The sequence below is a fragment of the Amycolatopsis stemonae genome (assembly GCF_054781455.1).
Window position 1 is genome coordinate 295,396 of the sequence record NZ_BAAGUJ010000004.1, and the last position, 15,749, is coordinate 311,144.

Consider the following 15,749-nt stretch of genomic DNA (forward strand, 5'->3'; position numbering starts at 1 on the left):
GAATTGCGCTGAAACGTGCTCTGGTGGCGGTTGCGGCCGTCGCGGGTATTGCGGTGTGGCAGGCGCCGGCGGCGTCGGCGTCCGTTCCGCTGAAAGACATCACCCATCGCTACGTGGGCAGCGCGGTGGGTGCGGCCTACCTCGCATCGGAACCCGATTACCGGGCCGTGCTGACCCGGGAATTCGACAACGTGACTCCCGAAAACGAGATGAAATGGGGGGTGGTCGAGCCGGTGCGCGGGCAGTACGACTGGTCGGGCGCCGACGCGATCGTCCGCTACGCGCAGCAGCACCACAAGACCGTCCGCGGCCACACGCTGGTCTGGCACTCCCAGCTCCCGGACTGGGTGGCCGCGCTCCCGGCCGACGAGCTCCGCCGCGTCCTGCGCGACCACATCACCACGGAAGTCAAGCGGTACAGGGGAAAGGTTCGCGCCTGGGACGTCGTCAACGAGATCTTCAACGAAGACGGCACCCGGCGTGACACGGTCTTCCGGCAGAAGCTCGGCGACGGCTTCGTCGCGGACGTCTTCCGCTGGGCGCACGCCGCCGACCCCTCGGCCACCCTGTACCTCAACGACTACAACATCGAAGGCCGCAACCCGAAGAGCGACGCGGTCTACGACCTGGTGAAGACGCTGCGGCGGCAGGGCGTCCCGATCGGCGGGGTCGGCGTCCAGGCGCACCTGTCCATCCAGTACGGCTTCCCGGCGGAGTACCGCGCCAACCTGGACCGCCTGACGAAGCTCGGGGTGGACGTCGCGATCACCGAGGCGGACGTCCGCATCCCGACCCCGCCGGACGCGGCGAAGCTCGACACGCAGGCGAGCTACTTCGACCAGCTGTGGGACGGCTGCCAGGCGGTCCGGCGGTGCGTCGAGTTCACGACCTGGGGCTTCACGGACCGGCACTCGTGGGTCCCGGGCGTCTTCCCGGGCGAGGGCGCGGCGTGCCTGTTCGACGAGAACCTGCGCCCGAAGCCGGCCTACCTCCGCATCAACCCCTGACCGGGCCGCGGGCGGCTCAGCGGGCGAGGGCCGCGAGCCGCTTCGCGGTGGGCCAGCGGACGTTCCAGGCCCAGCCGAGCTTTTCGAACGCCCAGATCACCCGGGCGGAGACGTCGAGCTGGCCGCGCAGCACGCCGTGGCGGGCCGAGGTCGGGTCCGCGTGGTGGGTGTTGTGCCAGGACTCGCCCATCGACAGGATCGCCAGGGGCCAGAAGTTCGCCGAGCGGTCGCGACTGGTGAACGGCCGTTCGCCGAGCATGTGGCAGATCGAGTTCACCGACCACGTCACGTGGTGCTGGAAGGAGATCCGGGCGAGACCGGCCCAGAGGAACGCCGTCAGCGCGCCCCACCACGACAGCGTGATCAGCCCGCCGAGCAGCGGCGGGAGCAGCAGGCTCGCGGCGACCCACAGGGGGAACAGCCGGTCGACGACCCGCATGTCGCGGTCGGCGGCGAGGTCGGGCGCGAAGCGGTCGATGTTGGTCTTGTCGCGCCCGAAGAGCCAGCCCATGTGGGCGTGCCAGAAGCCGCGGGCGAGCGCCACCGCGGAGGTCCCGAACAGCCACGGCGAGTGCGGATCGCCCTCGCGGTCGGAGAAGGCGTGGTGGCGGCGGTGGTCGGCGACCCAGCCGATCACCGGGCCCTGCGCCGCCATGCCACCGGCGATGGCCAGGGCGATCCGCAACGCCCGCTTCGCGCGGAACGCGCCGTGCGTGAAGTAGCGGTGGTAGCCGACGGTGATGCCCAGCGTCGACACCACGAAGAACGCGCCGCCGATCGCCAGGTCGAGCCAGCTGACGCCCCAGCCCCAGAACACCGGGACGGCCGCGGCGAGCGCGAGGAACGGGACCAGCAGGAACGTGCGGATGGTGATCAGCTCGGCGATCGACTGCCGGCCGGAGAGCACGGGTTTGGGGGCCGGTCGGGACGGTTTGACGGACGCGGTCATGCATCACTCGTTTCGAGGTCACCGCGCGCGGGACGGGTCCACGGCGCGGGGCGCCGGGGAGCGGGAACACCCGGCGATCAGCGGTCTGCGGGTGGCCGGGCCCGTCGCCGCTCCTGTCGGCGCACGGGCTCGAAGGCCACCGGCGAGAGCGAAGCCGGCTGGACGCCGGCGTGCGGGGAGCTCTCGACCGGTCCTACGTTACCGGATCGTTGTGAATCCGCAGTGTGGCCGCGGGCCGAGGGCTCAGACGCCCCAGTCGGGCCGCAACGGCATGCCCATCCCGCCTTCGCTGTCGGTCCGCACCCCGAGGATCTGGTGCAGCTCGATCTCCCGCCGCTCGAAGGCCAGCCGGCAGGCCGCGAGGTAGAGCGCCCACACCCGGCTGCGCCCGGCTCCGGCCTCCTCGACCGCCTCGTCCCAGTGCTCGTCGAGGTTCGCGCACCACCCGGCCAAGGTCATCGCGTAGTGCTCGCGCAGGTTCTCCGAGTGCCGCACCTCGAGCCCGGCGTCGTGCATGGCCGTGACGAGCTCACCGGGCGCCTCGAGTTCGCCGTCGGGGAAGACGTAGCGGTCGATGAACCCGCGCGAGCGGTGCGCGACGCTGGTGTCCGGGTTGGTGATGCAGTGGTTGAGCAGGCGCCCGTGCGGCTTGAGCTTCTCCGCGAGGAACCGGAAGTACCCGGGCACGTTGCGGGCGCCGATGTGCTCGGTCAGGCCGATCGACGAGATCGCGTCGAACCCGGTCTCGGTGACGTCCCGGTAGTCGAGGTGGCGGATCTCGGCGCGGTCGGCCAGGCCGAGGGCGACGATGTTCTTCTGCGCCCACTGGGCCTGCTCGCGCGAGAGCGTGACGCCGAGCGCCTGGACGCCGTAGTGCCGGACGGCGTGCGCGACCATCCCGCCCCAGCCGCACCCGACGTCGAGCAGCCGCATCCCGGGTTCGAGGCCCAGCTTGCGGCAGACCAGGTCGAACTTGTGCGCCTGCGCTTCCTCCAGCGACGAGTCCGCCTCGGGGAACACGGCGCACGTGTAGGCCATCGACGGGCCGAGGACCAGCTCGTAGAAGCGGTTGGACACGTCGTAGTGGCTGGCGATGGCCTCGCTGTCGCGGCCCTTCGAATGCCGCAGCGCGGTCATCCCGCGCCGGAACCGGCTCGGGTGCTCCTCGGCGGGCGGCTTGACGACCCGCAGGTGGCGGGGGCCGAGCTTGCGCAGCAGCCACACGCGGTCGGCCGGGCTGAGCTGGTCGACCTGCGACGAGAGGGCGTGCAACGCGGTGTAGAGGTCGCCGGAGACGTCGAGGGCTCCCGCGACGTACGCGCGGGCCAGGCCGAGGTCGCCGGGCGAGGACATCAGGTAGTCGAGGGCCAGCGGCGAGCGCACCTGGATCGCGACGGGCGCGTCGGCCGGGCCGCTGCTGCTGCCGTCGTAGGCGGTGATCGACACGCTGGCGCGGGGGCCGAGGAGCCGCTCGAAAACTGCGCCGACTGTGGTCACGTTCGTTCCTTTCACCTGCGGCGGACGCACTTCTCGTAGAGCCCGAGCAGCCGCCCGTCCGGGTCGTAGCCGCGCTTGAGCTCGCGGTAGGCGTCGCCGTTGTAGAGCCGCCAGAACTCGTCTTCGGAGTAGAAGCTGTCCGAATAGAGCGACTTGTGCCCGCCGAGCCGGGTGACCTCGGCTTCGATCATCCGGTTGTGCACGCCGTCGCGTTCGCCGGGGTCGAGGGGCACGGCCGACCAGAACCCGAAGTTGACGTACAGCTCGTCGGGGTCCAGTTCGTAGAGGGGCCAGCGGACGCCGCCCGGGCGCTGGCGCAGCGGGCAGATCCAGACCGGGCTGATCGGGATCTCCCGTTCGAAGAACTCGAGGAACTCCGCGGCGCGGGCGAGCGGAACCTCGATGTCCTGCACGATGGTCTCTTCGGGCGGCAGGCGCCGGAGCTTCAGCAGCCGTTCGGCGATCTTGAGCCGCCGGTCGAGCGCGACGGCCTTCCAGTACACCGAGGACCGCAGGAACCGGCGGCCGAGCAGCAGCCGCGGCAGCCGGTTCTGGACGCCGAACGCGCGGGAGCACCAGAACCAGTCGGTGTCCCAGCGCCACAGGTAGTCGCGGACGGTGAGGTGGTCGGTCTCGCGGCGCCGGATCGAGCGGTAGTAGATGTCCAGCCAGGTGTAGTCGCTGGTCGCCGGCGCGGTGTCGGTGAAGTTCGCCAGGGTCAGGTAGAGCTCGTCAGGGCCGAAGACGGTCCCGTCGACGAAGTCCACGTGCTCGCCGTCGTACTCGCCCTTCGCGCAGATCTCGCCGAGGGCCGCGAAGTAGCTCTCGCGATCGTGGTGCCGGACGTGGCGGAGCCGCACGAACGGCTTGACCGGCTCCAGCACGATCCGCAGCCGCAGCGCGTAGCCGAGCGTGCCGTAGGAGTTGGGGAAGCCGCGGAAGAGGTCGCGGTGCTCGTTGTCCGGCCGGGCGACGACGATCCGGCCGTCCCCGGTGAGCACCTCGAGTTCGAGCACCGACTCGTGCGGCATGCCGTTGCGGAAGGAGGAGGACTCGATGCCGAGACCGGTGACCGCGCCGCCGAGGGTGATGGTCTTCAGCTGCGGCACGACCAGGGGCATCAGGCCGTGCGGCAGCGTGGCGTCGACGAGCTGCTCGTAGGTGACCATCCCTTCGACGTCGGCGGTACGGCTCTCCGGGTCGACGCGCAGCACGTGGGTGAAACCCGACACGTCCAGTCCCGGGTGCTTCGTCCGGGCCCGGGAGCGGAAGAGGTTGGACGTCCGCTTCGCCAGCCGGACGGTGCTCTCGCCGCTCATCGCGGTGAGCTGCCGCCGCAGGGCGTCGACGCGGGCTTCGTGTTCGGGGAAGGCCGGGGCTTCGGCGGCTCCGGCCCGTTGGGTGGTCACCACCTGATCCTGCCTCACGCGAAGGGCCGCCGCATCGTGCCCTCCGAGTGAGGAAAGCCCGGGCGTCCCGCGAGGTGGGAACCCGCAGCTGCGCGGCCCTCGGATCTTCGTGGTTGACCGCGCGGGACGCGGGGTATCCGGCGCCCGGACCGCGGGGATCCCGCGGCGGAGCGGGGAAAGCGAGGCGGCGTTGAGCATTCTGATCGACTTGGGGCGTGACACGGAGTTCTCGTTCGAGCGGCGGCTGCGCGGCTACCTGGGCGAGGTGGCCCGGGCCGTCGGGGTGGGGCTGGAGTCCTGCACCCTGGACGCGGGCACCCCCGCGTCGGCGTACATCGCCCTCGACTGGCGGCTCGACCGGTTCCCCCGCCACGACCTGGCCCTGGTCTGGGACGAACGGCACGGCTGGGGCGCGGCGGTCGAGGACGCCGACGGGGCGACGGTGCTGACCTACCTGGGCGGCGAGGTGGTTCCCGAACCCCGCGCGGTGGTCCGGTTCCTCGCGGCGGTGCGGGCCGGCGACCCGGACGTCGGCGCCCTCGACGCGCCGGCGTTGCGGGAGGCGGGCGAGCACGAGCAACTGCTGTCCGCGCTGGTTCCGGCGGCCGGTCAGCGCTCGCGGAACAGGTGAACCGGCACCAGCGCCCAAACGACCTTCCCCTCCCGCGTCGCACGGACGCCCCAGGCGTTCGAGAGCTGGTCGACCAGCCGCAGGCCGTGGCCGTCACCGGAGGCCACCTGCTCGACCGAGTCGTCCCCGTCGGCCACCTCCACCAGCAGGCCTCGCGGCTCGCGCGTCACCCGCAGCCGCGAGGGCGCGGCCGAGTGCCGGTAGGCGTTGCCGACCAGCTCGTCGACCACGAGCAGCACCGCGCCGAGCGGCTCGTCGCGCGGCCGGCCGAAGCCGAGGCAGCTCGCGACCGTCGCGCGGACCCGGCGTGGCTGGGGCCGCGCGCTCAGGTCCAGGTTCAGCTCGGCCGACGCGGCCACCCGCAGCACGAGCTGCTCGACCGCGAGGGCCCACTCCGTCTCCCCACCCGTTGCCTCCATCGCCGCGGCACCTCCTCCGGAGGGGTTCGTCGTCGGCCGGGCCGCGGATGGGTCAGCGGGTCGCCTGGCGGAAGAGGTCCTCGTCGATCCAGCCACGTTCCCGCAGCGCGGCGCAGAACCGCCGGTACGACAGCTCGAGGGCGTCCCGCTCGCCTGGATCGGGCTCGACCAGCGTGCCCTCCGGCGGGCCGGGGCGCGCCGAGGTGAGCCCGCCCGGCACGACACCGCCCGCGGCGAGCAGAGCCGCGCCGTAGCCCGTCTCCGCCGTGCGCGCGACCCGGACGCCGAGCCCGGTCACGGTGGCCCGGACCCGGGTCCACAATGGACTCCGGCTGCCCCCGCCGGCCGCGAGCAGCGGCCCGGACACCGGAATGCCCAGCCGGCGCAGGTGGTCGAGCGCGAGTCGTTCGACGAACGCGACGCCTTCCAGCCGTGCGCGGTGCAGTTCGACGTCGTCGGCGGCCTCGCCGAGCACGAAGCTGCCGGCGTCGGCGCAGGAGAAGGGGAACCGTTCGCCGGTGAGCCGCAGGGGATAGGCGACGACCCCGGCGGGCCCCCGCCCGGCGGCCGCGCGGTCGAGCCCGGCCAGCCCCGGTGCGCCCGCGACGGCCTCGCCACCCGTGTTCGACGCCCCGCCGGGCAGCCACCAGCCGTCGGGGTGGCGGTGGCTGTAGAGCACCCCGGTCGGGTCCGGGACCAGCTCGGTCGTCACGCCCTTGAGCACGTAGGTCGTGCCGAGGATGCCGACGAAGGCGCCGGGTGCCACGGCACCGGCGGCGAGCTGCCCGGCGCAGCCGTCGGTCATCCCGGCGACCACCGCGCAGCCGGCGGGCAGGCCGGCCACCGGCGTGCGGACCCGGCCCAGCACCGACGCCGGCGCGACCACCTCGGGCAGGAGCGCGGCGGGCACGCCCAGCGCGTCGAACACTTCGCCGGGCCATTCGCCTACGAGGGGGTCGTACCCGCTCTTCAGCGCATGTGACCAGTCCGTGGCCACCGGCCCGCCGGTCAGCCGCTCGGCGATCAGGTCCGGCGTGTGCCGGATGCCGCGGACCGCGGGGTCGTCCGCGAGCCAGGCGATCCGGCCGAGCGCGGCCGTCGGCGGCACCCCGGAGCCGAGTGCCCGCCAGCGGGCGGCGCCGAGTTCGCCGGCCTTGGCGTTGTGGTCCGCACCGCGCCGGTCGTCGTACATCAGCGCCGGGCCGACGGGCTCGCCGCGGGCGTCGACCCCGACGATGGTGCCCGACGTCGCGGCCACCGCGACCGCGGCGACCTCCGCGCCGCCGTGGGGCAGCTGCCCGGTCACCTCACCGAGGACGGCCTCGACCGCCGGCCACCACGACCGCGCGTCCTGCTCGCTGCGGCCCCGGCCGTCGTGGACCGGCGCGGGCAGCGGGCGGGACGCGGTGGCCAGGACCTCGCCGTCGCGCACCGCCAGGGCGCGGGCCCCGGCGGTGGCGACGTCGATCCCGACGGTGACCAGGTCGCTCACGCCGTCGCGACCTTCTGACCGGCCTGCTGCAGGCTAGCGTCCTCGGCGACGGCCCGTTCGGTTTCCTCCGGCAGCTTGAGGAACCGCACCATCGCGGCGGCGACCAGGTACAGCACCGCGAAGATGATCACCACGCCCGCGGCGCCGAGCGGGCCGAGGAACAGGCTGACGATCGCCGGCCCGACGAACGCGGCCGCGCCGGCGCCGAGGTTGAGCAGCGCCATCGCCCCGCCCTTGTGGTCTGGTGCGAGCGAGGGCAGCAAGGCCGAGATCGGGACGAACCCGGCGAGCGTGGCGCCGTAGAGCGCGCCGACCAGCAGCGCCACCCAGTAGTACTGGGCGCCGAGCGCGACGGGGACGAAGTAGAGCAGCAGGATCGAGATCGCGCAGCCGACCGCGCCGAACCAGAAGATCGTGGTGCGCCAGCCGATCCGGTCGCTGAGCAGGCCGAAGATCAGGTTGAAGAAGATGTTGGTCCCGTAGATCACCGACACCAGCAGCAGCCAGCGGCCCTCGCCGAACCCGATCTTGCTGATGAAGATCGTCGGGAAGAACACCAGCATGCCGAACTCGGGCGCGGTGTTGATGACGCGCACGAGCATGCCGACCCCGATCCGGGGCTTCTTCCAGGCGATCGAAACGCTGGAGACCAGGCTCTGCACCGGCTTCACGTCCGGCGGTGCGAGCCGCGAGAACCCGGTGCGCTGCCGCACGCCCAGCACGGCGACGAGCCCGCCGATCGCCAGGATCACGACCGAAACCCACAGCGTGCCGTAGTGCCCGAAGACCGGGTTGGTCACGCTCGCGACCAGGGCGCCGAGCGTCGGCAGCCCGCCGGTGAAGGCGAAGTAGAACCAGCCGACGGCCGCCCCGAGCCGGGCGACCGGCGCCACGGCGGTGATCCAGACCAGGAACCCGAAGGCGAACATCGGGTAGCCGAAGCCGCGGATGCCGTAGAACACGAGCATCAGGGTGTAGTTGTGCCCGGCCACGGCGACGGCGAGGAACAGCGCGTCGAAGACCAGCCAGATCGCCAGGCCGGCGAGCATCACCCGGCGTGGACCCCACAGGTCGGACAGGGCGCCGGACATCCACGACGCCAGCATCACGGCCACGCCGTACACGGTGATGACGTAGGACGCCTTGATGTCGGTACCGGCGCCGTTGCCCGCCATGAACGGCGCGATGAAGCCGGACTCGACCCCGTCGCCCACCATGAACAGGAGCAGGCCCGCGTAGCCGAGGAACAAGGGTGCCGGCAGCCCCCAGCGCGTGAGCAGCCGGGCGAACCCGCTCGCCGGCGGGGACAACTGCGGTGTTGTCGTCTGGTTCATGCACGCCTCCATGACGTCGACTCCGACGTATCATGAACCGTGTGAACTTCACGCGCAAGATGTTACGAAGATTTCGTCCGTGTCAGGAAGCGTCGGCGACCTCGACCTTGGTCCGGCTGCGCAGTTCGTCGAGCACCGCGGGGTCGGTCGCGGCGTCCACCACGACCAGGTCGAACTCGCTCAGCGGCGCGAGCCGGTGCAGCGCGGTGCGGCCGTGCTTGCTCGCGTCCATGAGCAGCACCTTCTGCCGCGCGGCGGCCAGCATCGCCCGCTTGATCATCACGATCTCCGGCTCCTGGTGGTACGTCAGCTCGGTGGTCATCGCCGACGTCGAAACGAACGCCGCGTCCACCGAAAGCCGGTCGATCGCCTCCAGGCTCTGCATGCCGAGGAAGGAGTCGTGGGTGCTCGAATAGTCGCCGCCGATGCAGATCAGCCGCAGCTCCTCGAGGAGCTTCAGCTGCTGGATCGCCTCGACGTAGTTGGTGGCCACGGTGAGCGGGGTGACCCCGCCGAGCAGCTTGGCCAGCGCCAGCGCGCTCGTGGAGTCGTCGAGCAGGATCGACATCCCCGGCTCGACGTGCGCCAGCGCCTTGTGCGCGATCGCGGCCTTGGCGTCGGCGTGGGCGTTCATCCGGTATTCCGCGTTGCTCTCGAAGACCGTCGACGGCATCGCCGAGACCCCGCCGCGGTACTTGCGGACCAGGCCGCGCCGCGCGAGCTCGTCGACGTCGCGGTGCACCGTCATGTGGCTGACCCCGGTCAGCTCCACCAGGTCGGCGATCGAAGCGGAGCCGGTGTGGAAGACGTGGTCGACCACGATCTGCTGGCGGCTGTCGCGGGAGTGGGCGCCGCCCGGTTTGTCACTGGCCATGGCTTCAGTATCGCGCGGTGACCGGCAGGTTGAGCCCAAGCAGCGCGGTGCGTCCGCCGCCGATCTCCAGTTCGGTGACGGCGACGTTGTCCAGCCGTGGCAGCACCGTGCGGTAGGTGGGCAGGGGGATGCCCAGCAGGGCGCAGAAGGTCAGCCGCAGCAGGGTGTTGTGGGCGACGACCAGCACGGTCGTGCCGTCGGCGGCGGGCATGATCGCCGGCAGCGCGCCGGCGCCGCGGGCCGCCACGTCGGCCGGCGGCTCGGCGCCGGGGAACGCGCCCGCCACGGGGTCGCGCAGGAAGCGGGCGACCGCGTCCGGATCCGTCACGCCCACTTCGTCGCGCGTCCGGCCTTCGGCGATGCCGAAGTGGGCCTCACGCAGGTCCGGGTGTACCTGCGCGGTGAGCCCCAGCGCTTCGGCGGCGGGCCGCGCGGTGCGGCGGGCACGGTCCTGCGGGCTGCTGTGGACGGCGTCCGGGCGCACGCGCCGGGCGTAGTCGGCGAGCGCCTCGGCCTGGTGCAGGCCTTCCGCGGTCAGCTCCACCTCGCTGCTCCCGGCGTACCTGTTCTCGGCGTGCCAGACGGTCTGCGCGTGCCTGGTCACCAGCAGTCGGGTGGTCACGGCCCTCCTCGGGTCTTGCGAACGTCACATCGACGATGTTAACTTAACATCGCAGACGTGAAAGGGGATGTGCGGATGGTGCTCGACGCGGTGGTGTTCGATCTCGACGGCGTGCTCGTCGACAGTGAACACCTCTGGGAGGAGAACTGGGTCGCGTACGCCGCGCGGCACCGGATCGAGTGGACGGCGGAGGACACCGCGTCGGCCCAGGGCATGAGCGCGCCGGAATGGTCGGCCTACCTGGCGAAGCGGTGCGGCGTGCCCGAGCGGGCCGAAGAGGCGGAACACGCGGTGGTGGACGGGATGATCGCCGCCATCGAGGCGGGGCACGCCCCGCTGCTGCCCGGGGCGGGGGAGATGGTGCGCGAGGTGAGTGCCCGCGTGCCGGTCGCCCTCGCGTCCTCGGCCGCGCGCCGGGTGATCGACGCGGTGCTCGCCACCCACGACCTGACCGGGGAGTTCACCGCGACGGTGTCCAGCGCCGAGGTGGCCCGCGGCAAGCCCAGCCCCGACGTGTACCTGGAGGCCGCGCGGCGGCTGGGCCGCGCGGGCGAGGCCTGCCTGGCGGTCGAAGACTCGGGCAACGGCATCCGCGCGGCGGCCGCGGCGGGGATGACGGTGATCGCACTGCCGAACCCGGCCTACCCCCCGAAACCGGCCGCCCTCGAGCTGGCCGGCGCGGTAGCGAGCGACAACGACGAGGTCCGCCGCAGGCTGCTGGCCTGCCTGGCGGGCGAGCCGGTGGCGGCCGGGGGCACGCCATGACGACGTTGGGTACGGCCAGGCAGCGGTGGCTCGACGGGTTCGTCACGGCGCACGCCGCCGGGGGCGCGTCATGACGACGTTGGGCACGGCGGAGTCGTTCAAGCGGCGGTGGCTGGACGGGTTCGTCACGGCGTACGGCCGCCAGGTGCGGAAGGTCCCGGACGCGTACGGCGTGGTCCGGCGGCCGGAGGCGGCGCGGCCGGGGAAGGTCGCGGTCGTGATCGGCGGCGGCTGCGGGCACTACCCCGCGTTCGCCGGGCTGGTCGGGCCGGGCCTCGCCGACGGCGCGGTGGTCGGTGACGTCTTCACCAGCCCCAGCGCCGAGCAGGTCTACCGCACGGCCCTGGCGGCCGACCAGGGCGGCGGCGTGCTCTTCGGCTACGGCAACTACCAGGGCGACGTGCTCCACTTCGGGCTGGCCGCGCGACGGCTGGCGGCCGAAGGCGTGGACAGCCGGACGATCCTGGTCACCGACGACATCGCCAGCGGCCCCGCCGAGCGCCCCGAGCGTCGGCGCGGGGTGGCGGGGGACTTCCTGGTCTTCAAGATCGCCGGCGCGGCGGCCGAGCGCGGCGACGACCTCGCTTCGGTGCACGCGCTGGCCGAGAAGGCCAATGCCCGCACGCGGACCTTCGGCGTGGCGTTCGGCGGCTGCACGCTGCCTGGCGCGGCCGAGCCGCTGTTCACCGTCGACGAGGCGGAAATGGAGCTCGGCCTGGGCATCCACGGCGAACCGGGCGTCCGCACGGTCGGCCGGCTGTCGGCGGAAGAGCTGGCCGACGAGCTGGTCGACGGCCTGCTGCCGGAGTTGCCGGCGGGCGACGGCCGGGTGGTCGCGCTGCTGAACGGGCTCGGGCGGACCAAGTACGAGGAAATGTTCGTCACCTACACCCGCGTGCACGAGCGGCTGGCCGCCGCCGGGCTGAGCCCGGTGCACACCGAGGTCGGCGAGTTCGTCACGTCGCTCGACATGGCCGGCGTGTCCCTGTCCATCCTGGTGCTGGACGACGAGCTGGCCGAGCTGTACGCGGCACCGTGCGACACGCCGGGATACCGGTCCACGGGCCCGGAACTCCGGCAGGTGCCTCTCGAGTCCACAGTGGACGAGCTGTTCGCGGACGTGCCGGCGGGCGAAGGGATCGTCGACCGGATGCTCACGGCGGCCCTGCGGGTGATCGAAGAAAACGAAGCCGAACTGGGCCGGCTCGACGCGGTCGCCGCGGACGGTGACCACGGCTTGGGCATGACCCGCGGCATGCGGGCGGCCGTGGCGGCCGCGCGCCGCGACGACGACAGCGTCTCGGGCGCTCTTCTCTCGGCGGGCACCGCGTTCGCCGACGCCGCGGGTGGCGCGTCCGGCGCCCTGTACGGCGTGCTGCTGACCGAAACCGGCGCCGGCCTGCGCGCAGTGGACCGTGGCGCGATCACGGCGGCTCGGCTCGCGGACGCGGTGGACGGCGCCGTGCGCGCGTTCACCGAGCTGAGCGGCGCCGAGCCCGGGGACAAGACGATGCTCGACGCGATCGTGCCGTTCCGGACGGCCCTGCGGGAGCATGCCGACGGCGGGGCCGACGTGCCGCAGGCGTGGCGCAAGGCCGCGCAGGCGGCGGTCACCGCGGCGGCGGAGACGGCGCACCTGAGGCCGGCCAAGGGCCGGGCGGCCCGGTTGGCCGCCCGCAGCGAAGGCCACGCCGACCCGGGCGCGGTTTCGTTCTCGCTGCTGGTCACGGCGGCCGGGGACGCGCTGGAAAGGACGGAGGACTGATGCGGATCGTGGTGGCGGCGGACAATGCCGGGGTGGCGCTCAAGGACGAGCTGCGTGACCTGCTGCTCGCCGACGGACGGGTCACCGAGGTGACCGACCTCGGCGTGACCGACGGTGCCGACGACCGGGCCTACCCGCTGCTCGGGCTGGCCGCGGCCGAGGCGATCGCCAAGGGCGAGGCCGACCGCGGCGTGCTGGTCTGCGGCACCGGGATCGGCATGGCGATCTCGGCGAACAAGGTGCCGGGCGTGCGGGCGACGGTCGCGCACGACTCGTACTCCGCCGAGCGGTCGGTGAAGTCCAACGACTGCCAGGTGATCACGTTCGGGGCCCGCGCGGTCGGGCCGGAGCTGGCGAAGCGGATCGTCGCCGAGTGGGTGGGCTACCGGTTCGACCCGGCCTCGCCCAGCGCGTCGAAGGTCGCGCACATCACCGAGTACGAAAACGCCCACTAGCCGGGCAGAAGGAGCGGATCAGTGCGGATTCTCGCTGCGGGAGACCATTTCGTCGGTCCGGCGCTGCTCGCCGGCGCCGTCCGGCGGGAGCTGGGCGGCGACGCGGACGTCGCGGAGCTGAAGCTGCCGTGGCCGGTCGAGCCCTTCGGCCCGGTCGGCACCGTCCACGAGGCCAGCGGCACCGAACAGCAGGTGATCGAGGCGCTCGGCGCGGCCGAGGTGGCCGTGACCCAGATGGCGCCGTTCACCAAGCAGGTCTTCGCCGCGGCCGAGGGGCTGAAGCTGGTGTCGGTGTGCCGGGGCGGCCCGGTGAACGTCGACCTGGCCGCGGCGACCGAGGCGGGCGTGGCGGTGACGTACGCGCCGGGCCGCAACGCCGGTGCGGCCGCGGAGTTCGCGGTCGGCATGATCCTGGCGGCGATGCGGCGGATCTCGACGTCGTCGGCCGAGTTGCTGGCCGGGACCTGGCGCGGCGACTACTACGCCTACGACCAGGCGGGCCTGGAGATCGGCGGCACCACGGTCGGGCTGGTCGGCTACGGCGCGATCGGCTCGCGGGTGGCCAAGGTTCTGGTCGCGTTCGGCGCCGAGGTGCTGGTCGCGGACCCGTTTGCCGACCCCGCGGCGATCGAGGCGGACGGCGCGCACGTCGTCGAGCTCGACGAGCTGCTGCGGCGGAGCTTCGTCGTGAGCCTCCACGCGCGGCTGACCGAGCAGACGCGCCACCTGATCGACGCCGGAAAGCTCGCGCTGCTGCCCGAGGGCGCGATCCTGGTCAACACCGCTCGCGGCGGTCTGCTGGACTACGCGCCGCTGCCGGGCCTGCTCCGGTCGGGCCGGCTGGGGGCGTTGGCGCTGGACGTTTACGACGTCGAACCCCCGCCCGCGGACTGGGCCCTGCGCGACGCGCCCAACGTTATCGCGACACCGCACCTGGCCGGGTGCAGCCGCCAGACCGCCGAGCGGGCGGCCGCGATCGTCGCGGCCGAGGTCGGCCGGTACGCGCGGGGCGAGCGGCTCGCGAACCTCGCCAACCCCGAGGTCCTCGGGGCGCGGCCGTGATCATCGGGGTCGACATCGGCACCTCGCTGACGAAGGCGGTCGTCTTCGACGACGCCGGCGTGTCGATCGCGAGCGCATGCACGCCTTCGGCGGTGCGGCACCTGCCCGGCGGCCTGGTCGAGCAGGACCTCGACCAGGTGGTGGGCACGGTCGTCACCGTGGTCCGGGAGGTCGCGGCCGGTCTGGACCGCCCGGTGACGGCCCTGGCGCTCACCGGCCAGGGCGACGGGCTGTGGCTGCGCGACGAGGCGGGGGAGGCGGTCCGGCCCGCGATCTCGTGGCTGGACGGGCGCGCCAACACCCTGCTCGCCAAGTGGCAGGCCGACGGGGTGACCCGGGCGGTGTTCCGGCGCACGGCGTCCGGGATGTTCCCGGGGTGCGCCGCGGCGCTGCTGTCCTATTTGGACACCTGCGAACCCGAGGTGCTCGACCGGGCGGCGGTGGCGGGCTACTGCGTCGACGCGGTGCTGCAGCGGCTGACCGGGGAGATCACGGTGGACGCGTCGGACGCGTCGCTGCCGTTCCTGGACCCCGTCACCCGCCGCTACGACGACGAAGCGATCGCGGCGTGCGGGCTCACCCACCGCCGGGGCCTGCTGGCGGAGCCGGCCCCCTCCCGGTCGGTGTTCAAGCTCGGTTCCGCCGGGGCCGCGCTGCTCGGCCTGCCGACGGGCCTGCCCGTCACGGCGGGGCCGTTCGACCTGCCCGCCAGTGCGATCGGCGCGGGCGTCCGCGAGCCGGGCGACGGCATCCTGACCGCGGGCACGACGCTGGCGTGCCAGGTGCTGACGGCGGACACCCGGTTCGACCCGGACGGCGAGCCGGCGGGCATGTTCCTGTGCACGCCGGACGAATCCCAGTACCTGAGGGCGATGCCCGCGATGGTCGGCACCGCGGGCATCGACTGGATGTGCGCGCTGCTCGGCATCGCGGTCACCGACATCGGCCCGATGCTCGCGGAGAGCACGCCGGGCGCGGGCGGGGTGCGGGCGTTGCCGTTCCTGTCGGCTTCGGGGGAGCGGGCGCCGTTCGTGGACGCGGCCGCGCGGGCGACGTTCTCCGGGCTGAGCCTGGAAACCGGCCGCCCGCAGCTGGTCCGGGCCCTGTGCGAGTCGATCGCGTACGCGGCCCGCCACTGTTTCGAAGCGGCGGGCCTCGCCGGCCGCCTGTACGCGTGCGGCGGCGGGGTCCGGTCCGCGGAATGGCTGCGCATCTTCGCCGACGTCCTCGGCCGCCCGATCCACATCCCGGGCGACCCGGGCGTGGGCGCCTGCGGCGCGGTGGTGACGGCGGCCGAGGCGCTGGGCACTCCGGTCGACCGGGATCTCTGGTCGTCGACGACCCGGGTCGTCGAACACCGCCCGGAGCAGCGGGAGGTGTACGAGCAGGGTTACGCGGACTACCAGGAGGCACTGGGCGCGGCCCGCGGCTTGTGGCGGCTCTGAGCCGAAGCCGGGCAGACTGGGCC

General features: G+C 73.0%; 15 protein-coding genes. 7 read left to right on the plus strand and 8 right to left on the minus strand.

Features of this window, described 5'->3' with window-relative positions; genetic code table 11:
• Positions 1 to 23 precede the first annotated feature (23 nt).
• A complete protein-coding gene (locus ACYVLJ_RS17195; RefSeq protein ID WP_460439334.1) occupies positions 24 to 1,007 on the plus strand; it encodes an endo-1,4-beta-xylanase in 984 nt (327 codons plus the stop codon).
• A gap of 16 nt (positions 1,008 to 1,023) precedes the next feature.
• On the opposite strand, the gene ACYVLJ_RS17200 is transcribed toward ACYVLJ_RS17195, so the two are convergent.
• From ACYVLJ_RS17200 to ACYVLJ_RS17210, 3 genes are all read right to left on the minus strand, one after another.
• Positions 1,024 to 1,956 carry an acyl-CoA desaturase gene (locus tag ACYVLJ_RS17200; protein ID WP_460439335.1) on the minus strand — a complete coding sequence of 311 codons (933 nt, stop codon included), beginning with the start codon at positions 1,954 to 1,956 and terminating at the stop codon, positions 1,024 to 1,026.
• A 243-nt stretch (positions 1,957 to 2,199) separates the two neighbouring features.
• Positions 2,200 to 3,453 carry a class I SAM-dependent methyltransferase gene (locus ACYVLJ_RS17205; RefSeq protein WP_451973244.1) on the minus strand — a complete coding sequence of 418 codons (1,254 nt, stop codon included), beginning with the start codon at positions 3,451 to 3,453 and terminating at the stop codon, positions 2,200 to 2,202.
• Between the two features lie 11 nt (positions 3,454 to 3,464).
• Positions 3,465 to 4,772 carry an FAD-binding oxidoreductase gene (locus tag ACYVLJ_RS17210; protein WP_460439612.1) on the minus strand — a complete coding sequence of 436 codons (1,308 nt, stop codon included), beginning with the start codon at positions 4,770 to 4,772 and terminating at the stop codon, positions 3,465 to 3,467.
• Between the two features lie 280 nt (positions 4,773 to 5,052).
• On the opposite strand from ACYVLJ_RS17210, the gene ACYVLJ_RS17215 reads away from it, so the two are divergent.
• Positions 5,053 to 5,493 (plus strand): DUF6292 family protein, encoded by a 441-nt coding sequence (locus ACYVLJ_RS17215; protein ID WP_460439336.1) that lies wholly within the window; start codon positions 5,053 to 5,055, stop codon positions 5,491 to 5,493.
• On the opposite strand, the gene ACYVLJ_RS17220 is transcribed toward ACYVLJ_RS17215, so the two are convergent.
• From ACYVLJ_RS17220 to ACYVLJ_RS17240, 5 genes are all read right to left on the minus strand, one after another.
• Positions 5,472 to 5,912 (minus strand): ATP-binding protein, encoded by a 441-nt coding sequence (locus ACYVLJ_RS17220; protein WP_451973240.1) that lies wholly within the window; start codon positions 5,910 to 5,912, stop codon positions 5,472 to 5,474. The two genes, ACYVLJ_RS17215 and ACYVLJ_RS17220, sit on opposite strands and share 22 nt — an antisense overlap.
• Positions 5,913 to 5,964: 52 nt before the next feature.
• On the minus strand, positions 5,965 to 7,404 hold the full coding sequence (locus ACYVLJ_RS17225) for an FGGY-family carbohydrate kinase (protein ID WP_460439337.1): 1,440 nt from the start codon (positions 7,402 to 7,404) through the stop codon (positions 5,965 to 5,967).
• The gene (locus ACYVLJ_RS17230) at positions 7,401 to 8,738 is read right to left on the minus strand and encodes an MFS transporter (protein ID WP_460439338.1); all 1,338 of its coding nucleotides are present in this window, start codon (positions 8,736 to 8,738) and stop codon (positions 7,401 to 7,403) included. Before ACYVLJ_RS17230 ends, ACYVLJ_RS17225 begins: the two co-directional genes overlap by 4 nt.
• Positions 8,739 to 8,820: 82 nt before the next feature.
• Complete coding sequence (locus tag ACYVLJ_RS17235) at positions 8,821 to 9,612, minus strand: DeoR/GlpR family DNA-binding transcription regulator (RefSeq protein WP_460439339.1); 792 nt, start codon at positions 9,610 to 9,612, stop codon at positions 8,821 to 8,823.
• A 4-nt stretch (positions 9,613 to 9,616) separates the two neighbouring features.
• Positions 9,617 to 10,234: a histidine phosphatase family protein gene (locus ACYVLJ_RS17240; protein ID WP_460439340.1), complete on the minus strand. Its 618-nt coding sequence runs from the start codon at positions 10,232 to 10,234 to the stop codon at positions 9,617 to 9,619.
• A gap of 75 nt (positions 10,235 to 10,309) precedes the next feature.
• Between ACYVLJ_RS17240 and ACYVLJ_RS17245 the strand changes: the two genes are divergently transcribed.
• The 5 genes from ACYVLJ_RS17245 (at position 10,310) to ACYVLJ_RS17265 (ending at position 15,726) form a co-directional block, all read left to right on the plus strand.
• Positions 10,310 to 10,999, plus strand: coding sequence for an HAD family hydrolase (locus tag ACYVLJ_RS17245; RefSeq protein WP_460439613.1), 690 nt, complete (start codon positions 10,310 to 10,312; stop codon positions 10,997 to 10,999).
• Positions 11,000 to 11,069: 70 nt separating this feature from the next.
• On the plus strand, positions 11,070 to 12,764 hold the full coding sequence (locus ACYVLJ_RS17250) for a dihydroxyacetone kinase family protein (protein ID WP_460439341.1): 1,695 nt from the start codon (positions 11,070 to 11,072) through the stop codon (positions 12,762 to 12,764).
• Positions 12,764 to 13,219: an RpiB/LacA/LacB family sugar-phosphate isomerase gene (locus ACYVLJ_RS17255; protein WP_460439342.1), complete on the plus strand. Its 456-nt coding sequence runs from the start codon at positions 12,764 to 12,766 to the stop codon at positions 13,217 to 13,219. Before ACYVLJ_RS17250 ends, ACYVLJ_RS17255 begins: the two co-directional genes overlap by 1 nt.
• 21 nt (positions 13,220 to 13,240) lie before the next feature.
• Positions 13,241 to 14,281 carry a 2-hydroxyacid dehydrogenase gene (locus tag ACYVLJ_RS17260; RefSeq protein ID WP_460439343.1) on the plus strand — a complete coding sequence of 347 codons (1,041 nt, stop codon included), beginning with the start codon at positions 13,241 to 13,243 and terminating at the stop codon, positions 14,279 to 14,281.
• A complete protein-coding gene (locus ACYVLJ_RS17265) occupies positions 14,278 to 15,726 on the plus strand; it encodes an FGGY family carbohydrate kinase (protein WP_460439344.1) in 1,449 nt (482 codons plus the stop codon). The genes ACYVLJ_RS17260 and ACYVLJ_RS17265 overlap by 4 nt, the downstream gene beginning before the upstream one ends.
• Positions 15,727 to 15,749: the final 23 nt, after the last annotated feature.

Excerpts from the sequence above, each read along its gene's own strand:
- ACYVLJ_RS17200 (WP_460439335.1), bottom strand. The coding sequence starts at position 1,956 with ATGACCGCGTCCGTCAAACCGTCCCGACCGGCCCCCAAACCCGTGCTC.
- ACYVLJ_RS17210 (WP_460439612.1), bottom strand. The coding sequence starts at position 4,772 with ATGAGCGGCGAGAGCACCGTCCGGCTGGCGAAGCGGACGTCCAACCTC.
- ACYVLJ_RS17220 (WP_451973240.1), bottom strand. The coding sequence starts at position 5,912 with ATGGAGGCAACGGGTGGGGAGACGGAGTGGGCCCTCGCGGTCGAGCAG.
- ACYVLJ_RS17230 (WP_460439338.1), bottom strand. The coding sequence starts at position 8,738 with ATGAACCAGACGACAACACCGCAGTTGTCCCCGCCGGCGAGCGGGTTC.
- ACYVLJ_RS17235 (WP_460439339.1), bottom strand. The coding sequence starts at position 9,612 with ATGGCCAGTGACAAACCGGGCGGCGCCCACTCCCGCGACAGCCGCCAG.
- ACYVLJ_RS17245 (WP_460439613.1), top strand. The coding sequence starts at position 10,310 with ATGGTGCTCGACGCGGTGGTGTTCGATCTCGACGGCGTGCTCGTCGAC.
- ACYVLJ_RS17250 (WP_460439341.1), top strand. The coding sequence starts at position 11,070 with ATGACGACGTTGGGCACGGCGGAGTCGTTCAAGCGGCGGTGGCTGGAC.
- ACYVLJ_RS17255 (WP_460439342.1), top strand. The coding sequence starts at position 12,764 with ATGCGGATCGTGGTGGCGGCGGACAATGCCGGGGTGGCGCTCAAGGAC.